The sequence below is a fragment of the Leclercia tamurae genome, from assembly GCF_025566055.1.
GTDB classification, from domain to species: Bacteria; Pseudomonadota; Gammaproteobacteria; order Enterobacterales; family Enterobacteriaceae; genus Enterobacter; species Enterobacter tamurae.
In genome coordinates, this window is the sequence record NZ_JAMHKS010000075.1 from 56,102 (window position 1) to 75,685 (window position 19,584).

General features: G+C 59.7%; 15 protein-coding genes. 11 read left to right on the top strand and 4 right to left on the bottom strand.

What is annotated here, in order from left to right; translation table 11 throughout:
- The first annotated feature begins 73 nt into the window (after positions 1-73).
- The 9 genes from M8318_RS14885 to sseB all read left to right on the top strand — a co-directional run bounded on the left by M8318_RS14885 (position 74) and on the right by sseB (position 7,253).
- A complete protein-coding gene (locus M8318_RS14885; RefSeq protein ID WP_032613128.1) occupies positions 74-1,288 on the top strand; it encodes an IscS subfamily cysteine desulfurase in 1,215 nt (404 codons plus the stop codon).
- Positions 1,289-1,311: 23 nt separating this feature from the next.
- Complete coding sequence (iscU, locus tag M8318_RS14890) at positions 1,312-1,698, top strand: Fe-S cluster assembly scaffold IscU (protein WP_004866383.1); 387 nt, start codon at positions 1,312-1,314, stop codon at positions 1,696-1,698.
- Between the two features lie 15 nt (positions 1,699-1,713).
- Positions 1,714-2,037 carry an iron-sulfur cluster assembly protein IscA gene (gene iscA / locus M8318_RS14895; RefSeq protein WP_039029731.1) on the top strand — a complete coding sequence of 108 codons (324 nt, stop codon included), beginning with the start codon at positions 1,714-1,716 and terminating at the stop codon, positions 2,035-2,037.
- Between the two features lie 77 nt (positions 2,038-2,114).
- Positions 2,115-2,630 carry a co-chaperone HscB gene (gene hscB / locus M8318_RS14900; protein WP_262663360.1) on the top strand — a complete coding sequence of 172 codons (516 nt, stop codon included), beginning with the start codon at positions 2,115-2,117 and terminating at the stop codon, positions 2,628-2,630.
- Between the two features lie 14 nt (positions 2,631-2,644).
- Positions 2,645-4,495 carry a Fe-S protein assembly chaperone HscA gene (gene hscA, locus M8318_RS14905; RefSeq protein WP_262663361.1) on the top strand — a complete coding sequence of 617 codons (1,851 nt, stop codon included), beginning with the start codon at positions 2,645-2,647 and terminating at the stop codon, positions 4,493-4,495.
- A gap of 1 nt (position 4,496) precedes the next feature.
- Positions 4,497-4,832, top strand: a complete 336-nt coding sequence (gene fdx / locus M8318_RS14910) for an ISC system 2Fe-2S type ferredoxin (RefSeq protein ID WP_106994594.1) — start codon at positions 4,497-4,499, stop codon at positions 4,830-4,832.
- A gap of 1 nt (position 4,833) precedes the next feature.
- Complete coding sequence (gene iscX, locus M8318_RS14915) at positions 4,834-5,034, top strand: Fe-S cluster assembly protein IscX (RefSeq protein ID WP_106994595.1); 201 nt, start codon at positions 4,834-4,836, stop codon at positions 5,032-5,034.
- A 60-nt stretch (positions 5,035-5,094) separates the two neighbouring features.
- Positions 5,095-6,381, top strand: coding sequence for an aminopeptidase PepB (gene pepB / locus M8318_RS14920; protein WP_262663362.1), 1,287 nt, complete (start codon positions 5,095-5,097; stop codon positions 6,379-6,381).
- A gap of 95 nt (positions 6,382-6,476) precedes the next feature.
- Complete coding sequence (gene sseB / locus M8318_RS14925; protein WP_262663363.1) at positions 6,477-7,253, top strand: enhanced serine sensitivity protein SseB; 777 nt, start codon at positions 6,477-6,479, stop codon at positions 7,251-7,253.
- A gap of 18 nt (positions 7,254-7,271) precedes the next feature.
- Here the strand turns inward: sseB and M8318_RS14930 are convergent, their stop codons facing one another.
- The 4 genes from M8318_RS14930 to M8318_RS14945 all read right to left on the bottom strand — a co-directional run bounded on the left by M8318_RS14930 (position 7,272) and on the right by M8318_RS14945 (position 11,903).
- Positions 7,272-8,042, bottom strand: a complete 771-nt coding sequence (locus M8318_RS14930) for a MurR/RpiR family transcriptional regulator (RefSeq protein WP_262663364.1) — start codon at positions 8,040-8,042, stop codon at positions 7,272-7,274.
- Entirely contained in the window at positions 8,042-8,890 is an 849-nt protein-coding gene (gene sseA, locus M8318_RS14935; protein WP_262663365.1) for a 3-mercaptopyruvate sulfurtransferase, read from the bottom strand. Before sseA ends, M8318_RS14930 begins: the two co-directional genes overlap by 1 nt.
- Positions 8,891-8,979: 89 nt before the next feature.
- Complete coding sequence (locus M8318_RS14940) at positions 8,980-10,347, bottom strand: 6-phospho-alpha-glucosidase (RefSeq protein WP_262663366.1); 1,368 nt, start codon at positions 10,345-10,347, stop codon at positions 8,980-8,982.
- Positions 10,348-10,358: 11 nt separating this feature from the next.
- Positions 10,359-11,903 carry a PTS transporter subunit EIIC gene (locus M8318_RS14945; protein ID WP_262663367.1) on the bottom strand — a complete coding sequence of 515 codons (1,545 nt, stop codon included), beginning with the start codon at positions 11,901-11,903 and terminating at the stop codon, positions 10,359-10,361.
- Between the two features lie 285 nt (positions 11,904-12,188).
- Here M8318_RS14945 and M8318_RS14950 point away from each other — a divergent pair, with 285 nt between their 5' ends.
- On the top strand, positions 12,189-17,153 hold the full coding sequence (locus tag M8318_RS14950; protein ID WP_262663368.1) for an alpha-2-macroglobulin family protein: 4,965 nt from the start codon (positions 12,189-12,191) through the stop codon (positions 17,151-17,153).
- A 16-nt stretch (positions 17,154-17,169) separates the two neighbouring features.
- Positions 17,170-19,479: a peptidoglycan glycosyltransferase PbpC gene (gene pbpC, locus M8318_RS14955; protein WP_408612277.1), complete on the top strand. Its 2,310-nt coding sequence runs from the start codon at positions 17,170-17,172 to the stop codon at positions 19,477-19,479.
- Positions 19,480-19,584 lie beyond the last annotated feature (105 nt).

A 19,584-nucleotide genomic window follows, 5' to 3' on the forward strand; every position in this document is an offset into this window, starting at 1 on the left:
CGCGTACTCGGTCGTACATCCAGCCGGTTGCCTGATTCCTTGCATTGAAGCGATGTACGGAGTTTAAAGAGCAATGAAATTACCGATCTATCTCGATTACTCCGCAACCACGCCGGTGGACCCGCGTGTTGCCGAGAAAATGATGCAGTGTCTGACCCTGGACGGAAACTTTGGTAACCCGGCTTCCCGTTCTCACCGTTTTGGCTGGCATGCTGAAGAGGCGGTAGATATCGCCCGTAATCAGATTGCCGAGCTGGTTGGCGCTGACCCGCGTGAAATTGTTTTCACCTCCGGCGCGACCGAATCCGATAACCTGGCGATCAAGGGTGCGGCCAATTTCTATCAGAAAAAAGGCAAGCACATCATCACCAGCAAAACCGAACACAAAGCCGTGCTGGACACCTGTCGTCAGCTGGAGCGTGAAGGGTTTGAAGTGACCTACCTCGCGCCGCAGCGCAACGGTATCATCGACCTGAAAGAGCTCGAAGCGGCCATGCGTGATGACACCATCCTGGTCTCCATCATGCACGTGAACAACGAAATCGGCGTGGTACAGGATATCGCCACCATCGGCGAACTGTGCCGTGCGCGCGGTATCATCTACCACGTGGATGCGACCCAGAGCGTGGGCAAACTGCCTATCGACCTGAGCCAGCTGAAAGTGGATCTGATGTCCTTCTCCGGCCACAAAATCTATGGCCCGAAAGGCATTGGCGCACTGTATGTGCGTCGTAAGCCACGTATCCGTATCGAATCCCAGATGCACGGCGGCGGTCATGAGCGCGGTATGCGTTCCGGTACGCTGCCTGTTCACCAGATCGTTGGGATGGGTGAAGCCTACCGTATCGCCAAAGAAGAGATGGAAACCGAGATGGCACGCCTGCGTACGCTGCGTAACCGTCTGTGGGAAGGCGTGAAGGATATGGAAGAGGTCTACCTGAACGGCGATCTCGAGCAGGGCGCACCAAACATTCTTAACGTCAGCTTCAACTATGTTGAAGGCGAGTCGCTGATCATGGCCCTGAAAGACCTGGCCGTCTCCTCCGGTTCTGCGTGTACTTCCGCAAGCCTCGAGCCGTCCTATGTGCTGCGCGCACTGGGCATGACCGACGAACTGGCACACAGCTCTATCCGTTTCTCTTTAGGTCGTTTCACTACCGATGAAGAGATTGACTACACCATCAAGCTGGTTCGCAACTCCATTGGCCGTCTGCGTGACCTTTCTCCACTGTGGGAAATGTTCAAAGAAGGCGTGGATCTGAACAGCATTGAATGGTCACATCACTAATCGGTTTGTAAGGAGAATTCAACATGGCATACAGCGAAAAAGTTATCGATCATTACGAGAATCCACGTAACGTGGGCTCCTTCGACAACAGTGACGACAGCGTGGGCAGCGGCATGGTGGGTGCACCAGCCTGTGGCGACGTGATGAAGTTGCAGATTAAAGTCAACAATGAAGGTATCATTGAAGACGCGCGCTTCAAGACCTACGGTTGCGGTTCCGCAATCGCTTCCAGCTCCCTGGTCACCGAGTGGGTGAAGGGCAAATCCCTGGACGAAGCGCAGGCAATTAAAAATACCGATATTGCTGACGAACTCGAACTGCCGCCGGTGAAAATTCACTGCTCTATCCTGGCGGAAGATGCGATTAAAGCCGCAATCGCGGATTACAAAAGCAAACGTGAAGCAAAATAATTAGTTGAGGTTGTTATGTCGATTACCCTTAGCGACAGCGCTGCCGCGCGAGTAAGCTCCTTCCTGGCAAACCGTGGCAAAGGCTTTGGCCTGCGACTGGGTGTACGCACTTCCGGCTGTTCCGGTATGGCGTATGTACTGGAATTTGTTGACGAACCTGCGGCGGAAGATACCGTGTTCGAAGACAAAGGCGTGAAGGTAGTGGTCGATGGTAAAAGCCTGCAGTTCCTGAACGGCACTCAGCTGGACTTTGTCAAAGAAGGCCTTAACGAAGGGTTTAAATTCACCAACCCGAACGTGAAAGATGAGTGCGGCTGCGGCGAAAGCTTCCACGTCTGATTGCGTATCACCTGCTAACCCCACCGCAGCCAGACTGTGTGTGGGGTTTGTTTTAATCAGCTAACCCTGAGATTGTTATGGATTACTTCACCCTCTTTGGGTTACCAGCCGGGTATGAAATTGATACTCAGGCGCTGGCGGCCCGTTTCCAGGATCTGCAACGTCAGTACCATCCGGATAAGTTCGCCAGCGGCACCCAGGCGGAACAGCTGGCGGCGGTGCAGCACTCTGCGACCATCAATCAGGCGTGGCAAACCCTGCGCAATCGGCTGAGCCGGGCAGAATATCTGCTCTCGCTTCATGGGTTTGATCTCGCCAGTGAGCAACACACCGTCCGCGACACCGCTTTCCTGATGGAACAGCTGGAGCTGCGTGAAGAGCTGGATGAGATCGACCAGGCTAAAGACGAAGCGCGTCTGGAACGTTTTATTAAGCGCGTAAAAGGGATGTTCGATACCCGCCATCAGCAGATGGTTGACCAATTGAATAACGAGACGTGGGACGTGGCGGCGGACACTGTGCGCAAGCTGCGTTTTCTCGATAAACTGCGAAGCAGTGCTGAACAACTCGAAGAAAAGCTGCTCGATTTTTAATTTCGGAAGCAATTATGGCCTTATTACAAATTAGTGAGCCGGGCTTAAGTGCCGCACCGCACCAGCGTCGTCTGGCGGTAGGCATCGACTTAGGCACCACCAATTCGCTGGTGGCGACCGTGCGCAGCGGCCAGGCTGAGACGCTGGCGGATGCGCAGGGTCAACACCTGCTGCCGTCTGTGGTCCACTATCAGCCCCAGGGCCACAGCGTGGGTTACGACGCCCGCGCCAATGCGGCACAGGATCCTGCCAACACCATCAGTTCGGTAAAACGCATGATGGGCCGTTCCCTGGCAGACATCCAGAGTCGTTACCCACATCTGCCGTATCAGCTGCAGGCCAGTGAAAACGGCCTGCCGATGATCGCCACCACTGCCGGTTTACTCAACCCGATCCGTGTCTCTGCCGATATCCTTAAGGCGCTGGCCGCCCGCGCGACCGCGACCCTGGAAGGCGAGCTGGATGGCGTAGTGATCACCGTTCCGGCCTATTTCGATGACGCCCAGCGTCAGGGCACCAAAGACGCGGCGCGTCTGGCGGGCCTGCACGTGCTGCGTCTGCTCAACGAGCCGACCGCGGCTGCCATTGCCTACGGCCTCGACTCTGGTCAGGAAGGGGTGATTGCAGTCTTCGACCTCGGCGGCGGGACCTTCGATATTTCTATCCTGCGCCTGAGCCGCGGGGTGTTTGAAGTGCTGGCCACCGGCGGCGACTCTGCTCTCGGCGGCGACGACTTTGATCATCTGCTGGCGGATCACCTCTGTGAGCTGGCGGGGATTACCGATCGGAGTGATGTGCGCCTGCAGCGTCAGCTGCTGGACGCCGCCATTGCCGCCAAAATCGCCCTCAGCGATGCCCCGTCCGTGACCGTTGAGATCGCAGGCTGGAAAGGTGACATCAGCCGCGAGCAGTTCAACGAACTGATCGCCCCGCTGGTGAAGCGCACTCTGCTGGCCTGCCGTCGCGCGCTGAAAGATGCGGGCGTCGAGGCACAAGAGGTGCTGGACGTAGTGATGGTCGGCGGATCGACCCGCGTGCCGCTGGTGCGTGAGCGCGTGGGCGAGTTCTTTGGCCGCACGCCATTAACCTCTATCGATCCGGATAAAGTGGTCGCCATTGGCGCCGCCATCCAGGCCGATATCCTGGTCGGCAACAAGCCGGACAGCGAAATGCTGCTGCTGGACGTCATCCCGCTGTCCCTCGGTTTAGAAACCATGGGTGGCCTGGTCGAGAAGGTGATCCCGCGTAACACCACCATTCCGGTGGCGCGTGCGCAGGAGTTCACCACCTTCAAAGATGGCCAGACCGCGATGTCGATCCATGTCCTGCAGGGCGAGCGCGAGCTGGTCCAGGACTGCCGCTCGCTGGCGCGTTTCGCGCTGCGCGGCATTCCGGCGCTGCCTGCGGGCGGGGCGCATATCCGCGTCACCTTCCAGGTGGATGCGGACGGCCTGCTGAGCGTCACGGCGATGGAAAAATCGACCGGTGTCGAATCCTCCATCCAGGTGAAACCGTCCTACGGTCTGACCGATGGCGAAATCGCCACCATGATTCAGGACTCAATGAGCTACGCCGAGCAGGATGTGAAGGCGCGTATGCTGGCTGAACAGAAAGTTGAAGCCGCACGCGTGCTGGAAAGCCTGACCGGCGCACTCACTGCTGATGCCGCGCTGTTAAGCGCCGCTGAACGTCAGGCCATTGACGACGCCGCCGCGCAACTGAGCGCGGTAGCGGAAGGCGATGACGCTGACGCCATAGAACAAGCGATTAAAAACGTTGATAAACAAACCCAGGAGTTCGCCGCACGCCGTATGGACCAGTCTGTCCGTACCGCGCTGAAAGGCCACTCCGTGGACGAGGTTTAATATGCCAAAGATTGTTATTTTGCCTCATGCGGACCTCTGTCCGGATGGTGCAGTTCTGGAAGCTGAGACTGGCGAAACCATCCTTAACGTTGCCCTGCGCAACGGTATCGAAGTGGAACACGCCTGTGAAAAATCCTGTGCCTGCACGACCTGCCACTGCATCGTCCGCGAGGGCTTTGACTCTCTTGCGGAGAGCACAGAAGATGAAGATGACATGCTGGATAAAGCATGGGGTCTGGAGCCGGAAAGTCGTCTGAGCTGTCAGGCGCGCGTCACCGATGAAGATCTGGTGGTCGAACTTCCGCGTTATACGCTTAACCACGCACGCGAGCATTAATATGGGACTGAAGTGGACAGACAGCCGTGAAATCGGCGAGGCGCTGTACGACGCTAATCCGGATCTCGATCCGAAAACCGTACGCTTCACCGATATGCATCAGTGGATTTGCGATCTGGAAGAGTTTGACGACGATCCTAACGCATCCAATGAAAAAGTTCTGGAGGCGATTCTGCTAGTCTGGTTAGACGAAGCAGAATAAAAACGTTACGGGCTGCCTTCAGGCGGCCCGTTTGCTTGTTGCTAATAAGGATAAATAAAAATGACCGAAGCGATGAAGATTACGCTCTCTACTCAGCCTGCCGATGCACGCTGGGGTGAAAAAGCGACTTACAGCATTAATAACGACGGTATTACCCTGCACCTGAACGGCAGCGACGATTTAGGCCTGATCCAGCGCGCGGCGCGCAAAATTGACGGTCTGGGTATTAAGCACGTGACCCTCGACGGCGAAGGCTGGGATGTGGATCGCAGCTGGGCGTTTTCGTCAGGTTACAAAGGCCCGAAAGGCACCCGTAAAATTGAGTGGGCCAGCCTCGACGCGGCGGCACAGAAAGAGCTGGAAAGCCGTCTGACCATCATCGACTGGGTGCGTGACACCATTAACGCCCCGGCGGAAGAGTTAGGCCCGGAGCAGCTGGCGCAGCGCGCGGTTGATCTGCTGAGCAACATCGCTGGCGACAAGATGTCTTATCGCATCACTAAAGGTGAAGATCTGCGCGAGCAGAACTACATGGGTCTGCACACCGTAGGCCGTGGTTCTGAACGCCCGCCGGTTCTGCTGGCGCTGGATTACAACCCGACCGGCGACAAGCAGGCTCCGGTGTATGCCTGCCTGGTGGGTAAAGGCATCACCTTCGATACCGGCGGTTACAGCCTGAAGCAGAGCGCGTTCATGGACTCGATGAAGTCCGACATGGGCGGCGCGGCTACCATTACCGGCGCGCTGGCTTTTGCCATCACCCGCGGGCTGAACAAGCGCGTGAAGCTGTACCTGTGCTGCGCCGACAACATGGTCAGCGGTAATGCCTTCAAGCTGGGCGATATCATTCGCTACCGCAACGGCAAGAACGTTGAAGTGATGAACACCGACGCCGAAGGCCGTCTGGTGCTGGCGGATGGCCTGATTGATGCTTCCGCGCAGAAACCTGAGCTGATCATCGACATGGCGACCCTGACCGGCGCGGCGAAAACGGCGCTCGGCAACGACTACCATGCCCTGTTCAGCTTCGACGACAAACTGGCGGCCCGTCTGCTGGCCAGCGCCGCTGCCGAGAACGAGCCGTTCTGGCGCCTGCCGCTGGCCGAGTTCCACCGCAGCCAGCTGCCGTCGAACTTTGCCGAACTGAACAACACCGCCAGCGCGGCCTATCCGGCCGGTGCCAGCACCGCCGCCGGTTTCCTGTCGCACTTCGTTGAGAACTATCACGAAGGCTGGCTGCACATCGACTGCTCCGCCACCTACCGTAAAGCAGCGGTCGAGCAGTGGTCTGCCGGTGCCACCGGTCTGGGTGTGCGTACCATTGCGAACCTGTTGACCGCAGAGTAATTGGCTTGCCGGGTGGCGCTGCGCTTACCCGGCCTACAAAACCCGTAGGCCCGTGCAAGCGTAGCGCCGCCGGGCGATTTTGAAGTAACGAAACTATGTCAGAAACCAAAAACGAATTAGAAACCCTGCTGGAGAAAGCGGCCACCGAGCCCGCCCATCGTCCGGCATTTTTCCGCACGCTGCTGGAGTCCACCGTCTGGGTGCCAGGCACTGCGGCGGAAGGTGAGCAGGTTGTTGAGGACAGCGCCCTGGATCTGCTGCACTGGGAAAAGGATGACGGCACCTCGGTGATCCCGTTCTTCTCCTCCCTGGAAGCGTTGCAGGAAGCGGTTGAAGATGAGCAGGCGTTCGTGGTGATGCCGGTGCGCACGCTGTTTGAGATGACGCTGGGCGAAACCCTGTTCCTGAATGCCAAACTGCCCACCGGGAAAGAGTTTACCCCGCGCGAAATCAGCCATCTGATCGGCGAAGAGGGCAACCCGCTCAGCACTCAGGAGGTGCTGGAGGGCGGTGCGTCGCTGCTGCTGTCGGAGGTGGCCGAGCCACCGGCGCAGATGATCGAATCCCTTACCACCCTGTTCAAAACCCTCAAACCGGTGAAACGGGCGTTTCTCTGCTCCATCAAAGAGCAGGCTGACGAACAGCCGGTACTGCTGATCGGGATTGAGGCAGATGGCGACATCGAAGAGATCATCCAGGCGACAGGCAGCGTGGCAACCGATACGCTGCCGGGCGACGAACCGATCGATATCTGTCAGGTGGTGAAAGGGGAGAAGGGCATCAGCCACTTTATCACCGAGCACATCACGCCGTTCTATGAACGTCGCTGGGGTGGCTTCCTGCGCGACTTCAAAAACAACCGCATTATCTGAACCATCACGGGGTGAGCTTCACCCCGTTGCTTCCAGCAGCAGTAAATCCATCAGCAGCACCAGGTTCGACTCAAACGACGTCACCCCGGCGGCTTCGGCAGCGAAATGCACCGCTTCGTCGTACAGCGCAAAATGCAGATCCGCCATCCCCGCCAGCGTGTTCGCCGACGCCCGGGTAAAGGCCACCACCGTCATCCCCACGTTCTGCGCGATCCGCGCCTTATCCAGCACCTGCTCCGTTTCGCCACTGCGCGACACCGCGATGAAGACCTGATAGCGCGAGGCGTTGCTGAGAAAAATATTGCGGCTGTCGCCAGGACCGGAGATAAACGCCGTCTTGCCCAGCACCTGCAGTTTTTTGGTCAGGTACTCGGCAAACAGGTAGGAAAAGCCCGCCCCGTAGAGAAAGAAGCTCTCTTTCTCCCGCAGCAGTTCGCCAAAGCGGCGACGTTTTTCCGGCGTCGCCCACTGCAGGGTCTGCTGGTAATTAGCAATAAACTGATTAAACAGCGCGGGGAGTTCCGCCGTCTGGCTGGCAACAGCTGCAATGTGCGGCGTATCGCTCAGCAGCTGCTTGCAGTGCCAGGTGAACTCGCTAAAGCCGCTGAAGCCCAGCCTGCGGCACAGGCGCATAATGGTGGCGGTAGAGACGAAGGTTGCCTGCGCCAGCTCCCGCACGGTGATCTGGCCCACCAGCAGGGGATGTTCGGTGAGATGGGCCAGCACGCGATACTCTGCGCGGGTCAGAGACTCCCCGCGCGTTAACAGTGTCGCCAGACGGTTATCCATTACTGAGCCGGTTCAACCGGCAGATCGTCCCGGGCACCCCATTCACTCCACGCCCCGTCGTACAGCGTGACGTCGGTTTTGCCGAGGGTCGCCAGCGCCAGAATGACGACGCAGGCGGTGACCCCAGAGCCACAGCTGGCGACGATCGGCTGATGCAGTTCCACGCCCTGACGAGAGAAAATCTCCCGCAGCTCGTCGGTGGTTTTCAGTTCGCCTTCAAACACCAGATCGCCCCACGGCACGTTAAGTGCGCCGGGGATATGGCCGCGCTTGAGGCCCGGGCGCGGCTCGTCGGCCTCGGCGTTAAAGCGTGGGGCAGGGCGGGCATCGACAATCTGCGCGGTCTGCTCGTGGCTGGCCAGCAGCACATCGGTGACGCGCTTGATCGCCCCGGCATCGAAGGTGGCTTCAAAATCGCCATCCGGTAGAGAGATATCGCCCTGCTGGAGAGGCAGCTCAGCCCGCTGCCAGCCGGCAAGACCGCCCGCCAGAATCGACACCTTTTCCACGCCGAAGGTTTTCAGCATCCACCACGCCCGCGGAGCGGAGAAGAGGTTGCCCTCATCGTAAACGACCAGATGCTTATCGCGGCTGATGCCCAGCTCGCGCATCGCCACGGCAAAGGCTTCCGGGCGCGGCATCATGTGCGGCAGGGGAGAGGTATGATCGGAGAGGGCTTCGATATCAAAAAATACCGCGTCCGGCAGATGTCCGGCGCGGTATTCCGCGGGCATATCGCGAAGGTGTTCCTGACCGGCAGGAGCCATACGAGCATCAATGATTTGAACTTCAGGGTCATCACTGTGCTCAATCAGCCAGTCGGCTGAGACAAAATACGAGGTGGACATGGGTGCCTCCATTAATGAATCCATTGATGGATTGTCGGTGTTTTTTCTGACACCGACAAGCGGACCACGTTCAACTCGCGAGCAAGCCCTTATTTTTTCACTGCTTCCCCATCCTGCCAGGCTTTTTGCAGCGCTGGCCAGTATTCACGGTTGGCCTCGATCATCTCATCCAGAATCGCTTTGGCATGCTCCATCGTCGGCACGGTGCGGTTCAGGGTGAACGCCTGCAACGCTTTTTCATAGCTGCCTTCAATAGTGGCTTCTACCAGCAGCTGCTCCGAGGCCAGCTGCTGTTGCAGCAGAGTCTGGTGGAACAGCGGCACCTGACCGATGCGGATCGGCTCTGGCCCTTCGCTTGTGATATACGCTGGAACCTCAACCATCGCATCGTACGGCAGATTGGTAATCGCCCCCCGGTTTTCCACCATCACCAGATGGCGCTGACGCAGGTTAAACGCCAGCGAGCGGGCCACATCAACGATAAACTCGCCATGCACCCCCACGTGGAAGGCATCTGACAGGATCCCGGTCTGTTTATACTCTTCCGCGGCGGCAAACAGCTTTTTCTCACGTCCGTTCATCACTTCGTTGGCGCGAGTGTAGTCCGGGTTCTGGTGCTCCACGATCTGGTTCGGCATCAGGTAGTACTGCAGATACGGGTTCGGCAGATATTCCGGGAAGTTATCCATGATCGGCTTGATGTTGCGCCAGGTTTTCACCCACGACGGATCCGAGTGCTGCGGGTCGGTTTTGGCCGCATCTTCGGTCAGCAGACCAAATCTGGCGATATGGCGACGCAGCTCAGGCAATTTATCCTCGCCGTCCACCAGCACGCGGGTAAACCAGCCGAAGTGGTTGAGGCCGAAGTAGTCCACCTCCAGCTTGTGGCGATCCACGCCGAGAATGGCTCCCATGTTACGCATCGCCGCCACCGGCATATCGCAAATGTTCAGTACCCGGGCCTCCGGGCGCAGGCGGCGCACGCCTTCGGCAACAATGGCTGCCGGGTTGGAGTAGTTAACGATCCACGCCTTCTCGTGAGCATAACGGTCAACCATGTCGATCAGCTCAACCATTGGCAGGATGGTGCGCAGGCCATACGCCAGTCCGCCCGGACCGCAGGTCTCCTGGCCGACCACGCCGTGACGCAGGGGGATCTTCTCATCCTGCTCGCGCATTTTGTACTGGCCGACGCGCATCTGGGCGAAGACGAAATGGGCCCCGCTGAACGCCACTTCCGGGTCGCTGGTGACGCTGAACTTAATGTCCTGGCTGTGATCGCGAATCACCTTCTCGACTACCGGCGCGATGGTGCTCTGCCGCGCTTCATCGATGTCGTAAAGGCGAATTTCCGCCAGCGGGAATTTGTCCAGCTGCACCATCAGGCTTTTCACAATCCCGGGCGTATAGGTGCTGCCGCCACCGGCGATAGAGAGAATAAATGGGGGGGTAATCATGTTTATCTCCTTCAGAGAACCGTCTCGACCGCTTCTCGCATTTTTTTGACATGCAGCCCGTAGACCACCTGAACGTTGTTACCTTGCTTGATAATGCCTTTCGCGCCCGTCGCCTTGAGCCGCGGCTCGTCGATGATGGCAACGTCTTTGACCGTGACGCGCAGGCGGGTGTAGCAGTTGTCCACTACCTCAATGTTTTCGCGTCCGCCGAGGCCGACGACAATCGCCTCGCCCAGACCATCATTGCTGCCTTTCGCCTGGTACTCCTGCTTGCTGTACAGCCGGGTCTCCTGGTCCTCTTCTTCGCGTCCCGGCGTTTTCATGCGGAAGTGCAGGATCAGGAAGCGGAAGACCACGAAGTAGAGGGTGAACATGATCAGTCCGACCAGGATGTACATCGGCCAGTTGGACTTTTCGGTGCCCAGCGGCAAGTTATAAAGAATGAAATCGATGATGCCGTTGGCGCCGATGGCATGAACGCCCAGCAGGTAGAAGAGCATCATGCCGATCCCGGTCAGCACCGCGTGGACCACAAACAGCAGCGGGGCGACGAACAGGAAGGAGAACTCAATCGGCTCGGTGACGCCCACCAGCAGCGAGGTCAGCGCCGCCGGGATCAGAATCGCTTTCGCCGCGGCTTTACGCTCTGGTTTCGCGGTCATGTACATCGCCAGCGCGGCGGCAGGCAGGCCAAACATTTTGCTGATGCCGCGGGCATCCCATACCACGGTGCTGCTGAGCTGCTTCACCTCCGGACAGGCCATCTCGGCGAAGTAGATATTGCGCGCGCCCTGATAGGTAGCGCCGCAGACCTCCTGGGTGCCGCCCAGTTCGGTGTAGAGGAAAGGGGTATAGACCAGATGGTGCAGGCCGGTCGGCACCAGAATGCGCTCAAGGAAGCCGTAAATCGCCACCCCAAACGCCCCGGAGCCTTTAATGGCTAAGGCCATGGCGCTGATGCCGTGCTGGGCAAAGGGCCACAGTTCGCTCATCACCACCCCCAGCAGCATCAAGACCGGCAGCATAATGATGGCGACGAAGCAGTGTCCCGAGTAGATCGCCATCGCGCCATTAAACTGCACCCCGGAGTATTTGTTATACAGATAGCCCGACAGCGCCCCGGTAAGGATCCCGGCAAAGACGCCCATTTCCAGCACCTGTACCCCCAGCACCATGCTCTGCCCGGCAGCTTTGATCTGATCAGCGGGAGCCAGCGCACCCTGTAGCTGCATGGTTACGTTCATGGCGTTGATAAACACCACAAAGGTCACCAGGCCGATCAGCGCCGCGTAACCTTTGTCACGCGTTGCCAGACCGATGGGGATCCCCACGGCAAACACCAGCGCCAGGTTGACCAGCACCGAGACGGCGGATTTTGAAATCAGCTGACCAATGCTCTGGATCAGCGGATGGCCGAGGAACGGCAGATACCCGGCAAGGGCACCGTTACCTAATACATTTCCAAAGGCAATAAACAGACCGACTATCGGCAGGATAAGTACCGGTCCATACAATGATTTTCCGAAATTTTGTAGGGCGTTCACGGCTCGTTTCATGTCGTTCTCTCTTATTGAACCGCGCACTCAGGGTGCGTCATAGCTTTAAAATTAGCAGGGTAAACGCGGACTTAGCCAGCTATCTTGTTGTTTTAAAAACAAATGACGTTAAAGGTTACATGTAACGTTATAGCCTGTGATCCCCGTAGCAGCGGGAAAGCATCTGAGCGCGAAATTTTGCGAGGCGTTATCCAGAATCCAAAATGGGACTTTTGTATTAATGAAACTTGCGGATAATACTTATCCCGACGACGACCAACAGGCCCGCAAGGCCAGGGATAAAGGATGAAACCGTTTCGCCTTGCCGCGCTGTCATTAGCGCTGCTTACCTCCATCACGCTTGTCGGCTGTGATGAGAGTGACGATAAGACTCAGGCTGCCGCGCCCGCAACAGCCACCGCATCCACTTCAACGCCTGCGCCTGCGCCAGCAAAACCGGACAACGCCACGCTGGAGAAGCTGGCAGCACAAAGCCAGGGCAAAACGCTGTCCCTGTTGGATGCGTCTGAGATCCAGCTGGAGGGTGCCGCCGCCCTGGTGCTGACCTTCTCGGTGCCGCTCGATCCTTCGCAGGATTTCGCCCGCACGGTGCACGTGGTCGATAAAAAAAGCGGCAAGATCGACGGTGCCTGGGAGCTGGCGCCGAACCTGAAAGAGCTGCGCCTGCGTCATCTGGAGCCGAACCGCAACCTGGTGGTCACCGTCGAACGCGATCTGCTGGCGCTGAATAAAAGCACCTTTGGCAGCGACGTCGAAAAAGCCATTACAACCCGCGATATTGCGCCGAGCGTGGGTTTTGCCAGCCGCGGCTCGCTGCTGCCGGGTAAGGTGGTGGAAGGGCTGCCGGTGATGGCGCTGAACGTCAATAACGTCGATGTCAATTTCTACCGGGTCAAACCCGAGTCACTGGCTGCCTTTGTCAGCCAGTGGGAGTACCGCAGCTCGCTTACCAACTGGGAATCCGACAATCTGCTGAAGATGGCGGAGCTGGTCTACACCGGCCGTTTTGACCTTAATCCGGCCCGCAATACCCGTGAAAAACTGCTCCTGCCGCTGGCGGATATCAAGCCGCTGCAGCAGGCGGGCGTCTATATCGCGGTGATGAATCAGGCCGGGCATTACAACTACAGCAATGCCGCCACCCTCTTTACCCTCAGCGATATTGGCCTGTCGGCACACCGCTACCATAACCGGTTGGATATCTTTACCCAGAGCCTGGAGAACGGCGCGGCGCAGTCGGCTATCGAGGTGCAGCTGCTCAACAATAAAGGGCAGACCCTGGCGCAGGCCACCAGCGACGCCGACGGCCACGCGACCCTGCAGACCGACAAAGAGGCCGCGCTGCTCCTCGCCCGTAAAGACGGGCAGACCACGCTGCTGGATCTCACCCTCCCGGCGCTGGATCTGGCGGAGTTTGCTATCTCCGGCGCGCCAGGCTTCAGCAAACAGTTCTTTATGTTTGGCCCCCGCGATCTCTACCGCCCGGGCGAAACGGTGATCCTCAACGGACTGCTGCGCGACAGCGACGGCAAACCGCTCCCCGACCAGCCGGTGAAACTGGAGGTGCTGCGCCCGGACGGGCAGGTGGCGCGCACCGTGGTCAGCCAGCCTGCTAATGGGCTTTACCGCTTTGACTATCAGCTTGATAGCGGGGCACAAACCGGGATGTGGCATGTCCGTGCCAGCACCGGCGACAACCAGCAGCGGATGTGGGATTTCCACGTCGAAGACTTTATGCCAGAACGCATGGCGCTCAATATTGCCGGGCAAAAAACGCCAATATCCCCGCAGGATCCTGTCGCGTTCGATGTCACCGGGTATTACCTCTACGGCGCCCCTGCCAACGGCAACAGCCTGCAGGGCCAGCTCTTCTTGCGTCCGCTGCGGGAAGCCGTGGCCGCCCTGCCGGGCTTCCAGTTCGGAGATATTGCCGAAGAGAACCTCAGCCGCAGCCTCGATGAGGTGCAGCTGACCCTCAACGATCAGGGACGCGGGCGGGTGAGTAGCGACAGCCAGTGGAAAGAGACCCACTCTCCGCTGCAGGTTGTTCTGCAGGCCAGCCTGCTGGAGTCCGGTGGCCGTCCGGTTACCCGCCGGGCAGAGCAGGCCGTCTGGCCAGCCGCAACCCTGCCGGGCATCCGCCCGCAGTTCGCCAGCAAAGCAGTCTATGACTACCGCACCGATACCACCGTCAATCAGCCGATTGTCGAGGAGAACAGCCAGGCCGGGTTTGATATCGTTTACGCCGATGCCAGCGGGGCGAAAAAAGCCGTTTCGGGCCTGCAGGTGCGTCTGATCCGCGAGCGCCGGGACTACTCCTGGAACTGGTCGGAGAGCGACGGCTGGCAGTCACAGTTTGATCAAAAAGATCTGATCGAGGGCGAGCAGGCGCTGGATCTGGCCGCCGACCAGACCGGAAAAGTGAGCTTCCCGGTAGAGTGGGGCTCCTATCGTCTGGAGGTGAAAGCCCCGGATGAAACCGTCAGCAGTGTACGCTTCTGGGCAGGCTACAGCTGGCAGGACAACAGCGACGGCTCGGGGGGAGCGGCACGTCCGGATCGCGTAACCATGAAGCTGGACAAACCGGCCTATCAGCCCGGGGATACCATCAAGCTGCACATCGCTGCCCCGGCGGCAGGGAAAGGCTATGCGATGATCGAATCCAGCGAAGGGCCGCTGTGGTGGAAAGAGATCAACGTCCCGGCCGAGGGGCTGGATATGACCATCCCGGTAGATAAAGCCTGGAAACGTCACGACCTCTATCTCTCCACGCTGGTGGTTCGCCCTGGGGATAAATCCAAATCCGCTACGCCTAAACGGGCGGTGGGCTTGCTGCACCTGCCGATGGGCGATGAAAACCGCCGCCTGAGCATTGCGCTGGATAACCCGCAAAAAATGCGCCCGAACCAGACTCTGGCGGTCAAGGTGAAGGCCAGCGTGAAAGAGGGAGCGACCCCGCAGAAAATCCATGTGCTGGTCTCGGCGGTGGACAGTGGCGTACTCAACATTACCGATTACGTTACTCCCGATCCGTGGCAGGCATTCTTTGGTCAGAAGCGCTATGGCGCGGACATCTACGACATCTACGGCCAGGTGATTGAAGGCCAGGGGCGTCTGGCATCGCTGCGTTTTGGCGGTGATGGGGATGAACTCAAGCGTGGCGGCAAACCGCCGGTCAACCATGTCACTATCATTGCCCAGCAGGCGCAGCCGGTAGAGCTGGATGCCAACGGCGAGGGCACCGTTTCGTTACCGATTGGCGACTTTAACGGTGAGCTGCGTCTGATGGCTCAGGCCTGGACCGATGACGATTTCGGCAGCAGCGAGAGCAAAGTCGTCGTTGCCGCGCCGGTGATCACCGAGCTGAACACTCCGCGCTTCCTTGCCAGCGGCGATAACGCCAGGCTGGCGCTGGATCTGACCAACCTTACCGATAAACCGCAGACCCTGAACGTGGCGCTGACCGCGGGCGGCAACCTGGCGCTGGAAGGTGCCCAGCCGCAGCCGGTACAGCTGGCGGTGGGTGAGCGCTCGACGCTGTTTGTTCCAGTGCGGGCGCTGGACGGTTATGGCGAGGGCGAAATCGTCGCCCAGGTGAGCGGCCTGACGCTTCCCGGTGAAACCTTTGCCCCGCAGCAGAAGAGCTGGAAGATCGGCGTGCGTCCGGCGTTCCCGGCCCAGACGGTGAATACCGGCGCGATGCTCAGGCCAGGCGAAAGCTGGCATGTACCGACCGAACAGCTCGCTAATTTCTCTCCTGTGACGTTACAGGGGCAGCTTCTGCTCAGCGGCAAGCCGCCGCTCAATCTGGCCCGCTATATTCGTGAGCTGCAGGCCTATCCGTATGGCTGTCTGGAGCAGACCACCAGCGGCCTGTTCCCGTCGCTCTATACCAGTGCCGCCCAGCTGAACGCGCTGGGCATTAAGGGCGACACCGACGAGAAGCGCCGGGCGGCTATTGAGATTGGCATCTCCCGCCTGCTGCAGATGCAGCGTAACGACGGCGGTTTTGCCCTGTGGGATAAGGAGGGGCCGGAAGAGTACTGGCTCACTGCCTATGTCACCGATTTCCTGGTGCGCGCGGGCGAGCAGGGTTACAGCGTTCCGACGGATGCAGTTAACAATGCTAACAACCGTCTGCTGCGCTACCTGCAGGATCCGGGCATGATGGCGGTCCGTTACAGCGACGACTCCCCGGGCAGCAAGTTCGCTATTCAGGCCTATGCCGCGCTGGTGCTGGCACGCCAGCAGAAAGCCCCTCTCGGCGCACTGCGTGAAATCTGGGAGCGTCGTGCCCAGGCAAAATCGGGTCTGCCGCTGATGCAGCTGGGGCTGGCGCTGAAGTTGATGGGGGATGCACCCCGCAGTCAGCAGGCGCTGGATCTGGCGATCAAAACGCCGCGCAGCGAAACCCAGAGCTGGATGGCCGATTACGGTAGCCCGCTGCGGGATAATGCGATGATGCTCAGCCTGCTGGAAGAGTACAACCTGCTGCCGGATGCGCAGAACACGCTGTTGAATGCGCTCTCTCAGCAGGCGTTCAGCCAGCGCTGGCTCTCCACCCAGGAGAGCAATGCCCTGTTCCTGGCGGGTCGTTCCCTGCAGACGCTCTCCGGAGCGTGGCAGGCTACCACGTCGCTGGCGGAAGGCAGCATCAAGGGTGATAAACCTCAGGTGCAAAACCTCAATGGTGATCAGCTGGCTGCTCTGCAGGTCACCAACACCGGTACTGCGCCGCTGTGGATGCGCCTGGACAGCAGCGGCTATCCGCAATACGCGCCGCAGCCCACTTCCAGCGTGCTGAAAATCGAACGTCAGATCCTGGCGACCGATGGCAGCAGCAAATCCCTCTCGTCCCTGAAGAGCGGCGAGCTGGTACTGGTCTGGCTGAACGTTACCGCCACCCAGAGCGTGCCGGATGCGCTGGTGGTAGATTTGTTACCTGCCGGGCTTGAGCTGGAAAACCAGAACCTTGCCAGCAGCAGCGCCAGCCTGCAGGAGAGCGGGAGTGAAGTACAGAACCTGCTTAACCAGATGCAGCAGGCCGATATTCAGCATATGGAGTTCCGCGACGATCGCTTTGTCGCTGCCGTGCCGGTCAATGAATACCAGCCGGTGACGCTGGTCTATCTGGCGCGCGCGGTTACGCCGGGAACCTATACGGTGCCCGTGCCGCTGGTGGAATCGATGTACGTGCCGCAGTGGCGGGCAACGGGTGCGGCCAGCGGCCCGCTGATCGTCGTTCCATAACGTGCGGTTTCGCTACGTGATACGCTCCCACTGGCTGTGGCTGGTGGGGGCGATACTTCTGCTGTGGGGCGGCGTTATTGCCGCCGATCGCCTGTGGCCACTCCCGCTACACGAGGTCAATCCTGCCCGGGTGGTAGTGGATGAGAAGGGTACGCCGCTGTGGCGATTTGCCGATCGCGACGGGATCTGGCGCTATCCGGTCACCATTGAAGAGGTTTCCCCCCGCTATCTCGAAGCCCTGATCCAGTATGAAGATCGCTGGTTCTGGGATCATCCCGGCGTAAATCCGTTCTCGGTGCTGCGCGCCGCCTGGCAGGATCTTACTGCCGGGAAGGTGGTCTCGGGCGGGAGTACGCTGACCATGCAGGTTGCCCGCCTGCTGGATCCCCATCCCCGTACCTTTGGCGGCAAAGCGCGTCAGCTCTGGCGCGCGCTCCAGCTGGAATGGCACCTCTCCAAACGTGAGATCCTGACCCTCTATCTGAACCGGGCCCCCTTTGGCGGCACGCTGCAGGGGGTGGGGGCCGCCAGCTGGGCTTACCTGGGGAAAGCCCCTGCGCAGCTGAGCTACTCCGAAGCTGCGCTGCTGGCCGTCCTGCCGCAGGCCCCGAGCCGTTTGCGTCCGGACCGCTGGCCGGAGCGTGCCAAGGCGGCACGCAATAAAGTGCTCAGGCGTATGGCCTCTCAGGGCGTCTGGCCCGCTAGCCAGGTGAACGAATCGCAGGAGGAGCCGGTATGGCTGGCCCCCCGGAAGATGCCGCAGCTGGCACCGCTGTTCTCTCGCATGATGCTCAGCAAAAGCCGTGACAGCAAAGTGGTGACCACCCTCGATGCCACACTCCAGCGTCAGCTGGAGGAGCTGGCGCTGAACTGGAAATCACGTCTGCCGCCCCGCAGTTCACTGGCGATGATCGTGGTCGATCATACCGATATGAAGGTGCGCGGCTGGGTCGGATCGGTCGACATCAACGACGACAGCCGTTTCAGCCATGTGGATATGATCTCAGCGATCCGATCTCCGGGATCGGTGCTCAAGCCCTTTGTCTATGGCCTGGCGATGGATGACGGGCTGATCCACCCGGCCTCGCTGCTGCAGGATGTCCCGCGCCGCACCGGCGATTACCGTCCGGGTAACTTTGACAGCGGTTTCCATGGCCCAATCAGCATGAGCGAGGCGCTGGTGCGATCCCTCAATCTGCCCGCCGTACAGGTGCTGGAAGCTTACGGCCCGAAAAAGTTTGCCGGGATGCTGCGTAACGCCGGACTGCCGCTGTTGCTGCCCGCAGGCGCTCAGCCGAACCTCTCCCTGATCCTCGGCGGTGCCGGGGCGCGTCTGGAAGATATCGCTGCGGCCTACAGCGCTTTTGCCCGTCAGGGTCGGGCAGGGAAGCTGCGCCTGCAGCCGGACGACCCCCTGCTCGAGCGGCCACTGCTCTCGCCCGGGGCGGCGTGGATCGTCCGCCGCATTCTGGCCAACGAGGCGCAGCCGCTGCCGGACAGCGCCCTTGCGCAGGTGGTCCCCCTGGCGATCAAAACCGGTACCAGCTATGGCTATCGCGATGCCTGGGCGATAGGGCTGAATGCGCGCTATGTGATCGGGATCTGGACCGGCAGACCGGACGGTACGCCGGTGGCCGGGCAATTTGGTTTTGCCAGCGCGGTGCCGGTGTTAAATCAGGTCAACAACCTGCTGCAGTCGCGTTCGGCGCTGGATGAGGCGCGCCTGCCGCGCGACCCGCGTCCTGCCTCGGTGAGCCGGGGCGTGATCTGCTGGCCGGGCGGACAGTCTCTGCCTGAAGGGGACAGCAATTGTCGTCGCCGCCTCGCGACCTGGCTGCTTGAGGGAAGCCAGCCGCCGACGCTGCTACTGCCGGAGCAGGAGGGCATCCGCGGGATTCGTTTTCCTGTCTGGCTGGATAACAGCGGCAAACGGGTGGCGGCGGACTGCCCGCAGGCCCAGGAACAGAGCGTTGACGTCTGGCCGCTGCCGCTGGAGCCCTGGCTACCGCAGGCGGAACGACGGGCCGCGCGCATCCCGTCTGCATCTGCAACCTGCCCGCCGCTCGGCCAGGCTTTCCCGGCGCCGCTGATCCTTTCCGGTATTCGCCAGGGAGCGGTGATTAAGCGCCTGCCGGGTGAGGCGCGCGTGTCATTGCCTCTACTGGCCAGCGGCAGTAACGGTGCCCGCTGGTGGTTTCTTAATGGCGAACCGCTGAATGCGCAGGGGCGGGCGTATACGTTGCATCTTGAAAATGCCGGAGAGTATCAACTGTTGGTGATGGATGAGGCGGGGCAGGTGGCGACCGTTGATTTTACGTTGCAATAGATAAAACAGGTTTTAGCCCCGATCTGTTGTTAAAACTCGTCTTATTTTAAAAAAATGTTACATCCATCCATAGGCAATGGCGTGAATGCTCATTATAATCCGCGC

What these genes read in the sequence shown, in the direction of transcription:
- M8318_RS14885 (WP_032613128.1), top strand. Translation starts at nt 74, where the DNA reads ATGAAATTACCGATCTATCTCGATTACTCCGCAACCACGCCGGTGGAC.
- iscU (WP_004866383.1), top strand. Translation starts at nt 1,312, where the DNA reads ATGGCATACAGCGAAAAAGTTATCGATCATTACGAGAATCCACGTAAC.
- iscA (WP_039029731.1), top strand. Translation starts at nt 1,714, where the DNA reads ATGTCGATTACCCTTAGCGACAGCGCTGCCGCGCGAGTAAGCTCCTTC.
- hscB (WP_262663360.1), top strand. Translation starts at nt 2,115, where the DNA reads ATGGATTACTTCACCCTCTTTGGGTTACCAGCCGGGTATGAAATTGAT.
- hscA (WP_262663361.1), top strand. Translation starts at nt 2,645, where the DNA reads ATGGCCTTATTACAAATTAGTGAGCCGGGCTTAAGTGCCGCACCGCAC.
- fdx (WP_106994594.1), top strand. Translation starts at nt 4,497, where the DNA reads ATGCCAAAGATTGTTATTTTGCCTCATGCGGACCTCTGTCCGGATGGT.
- iscX (WP_106994595.1), top strand. Translation starts at nt 4,834, where the DNA reads ATGGGACTGAAGTGGACAGACAGCCGTGAAATCGGCGAGGCGCTGTAC.
- pepB (WP_262663362.1), top strand. Translation starts at nt 5,095, where the DNA reads ATGACCGAAGCGATGAAGATTACGCTCTCTACTCAGCCTGCCGATGCA.
- sseB (WP_262663363.1), top strand. Translation starts at nt 6,477, where the DNA reads ATGTCAGAAACCAAAAACGAATTAGAAACCCTGCTGGAGAAAGCGGCC.
- M8318_RS14930 (WP_262663364.1), bottom strand. Translation starts at nt 8,042, where the DNA reads ATGGATAACCGTCTGGCGACACTGTTAACGCGCGGGGAGTCTCTGACC.
- sseA (WP_262663365.1), bottom strand. Translation starts at nt 8,890, where the DNA reads ATGTCCACCTCGTATTTTGTCTCAGCCGACTGGCTGATTGAGCACAGT.
- M8318_RS14940 (WP_262663366.1), bottom strand. Translation starts at nt 10,347, where the DNA reads ATGATTACCCCCCCATTTATTCTCTCTATCGCCGGTGGCGGCAGCACC.
- M8318_RS14945 (WP_262663367.1), bottom strand. Translation starts at nt 11,903, where the DNA reads ATGAAACGAGCCGTGAACGCCCTACAAAATTTCGGAAAATCATTGTAT.
- M8318_RS14950 (WP_262663368.1), top strand. Translation starts at nt 12,189, where the DNA reads ATGAAACCGTTTCGCCTTGCCGCGCTGTCATTAGCGCTGCTTACCTCC.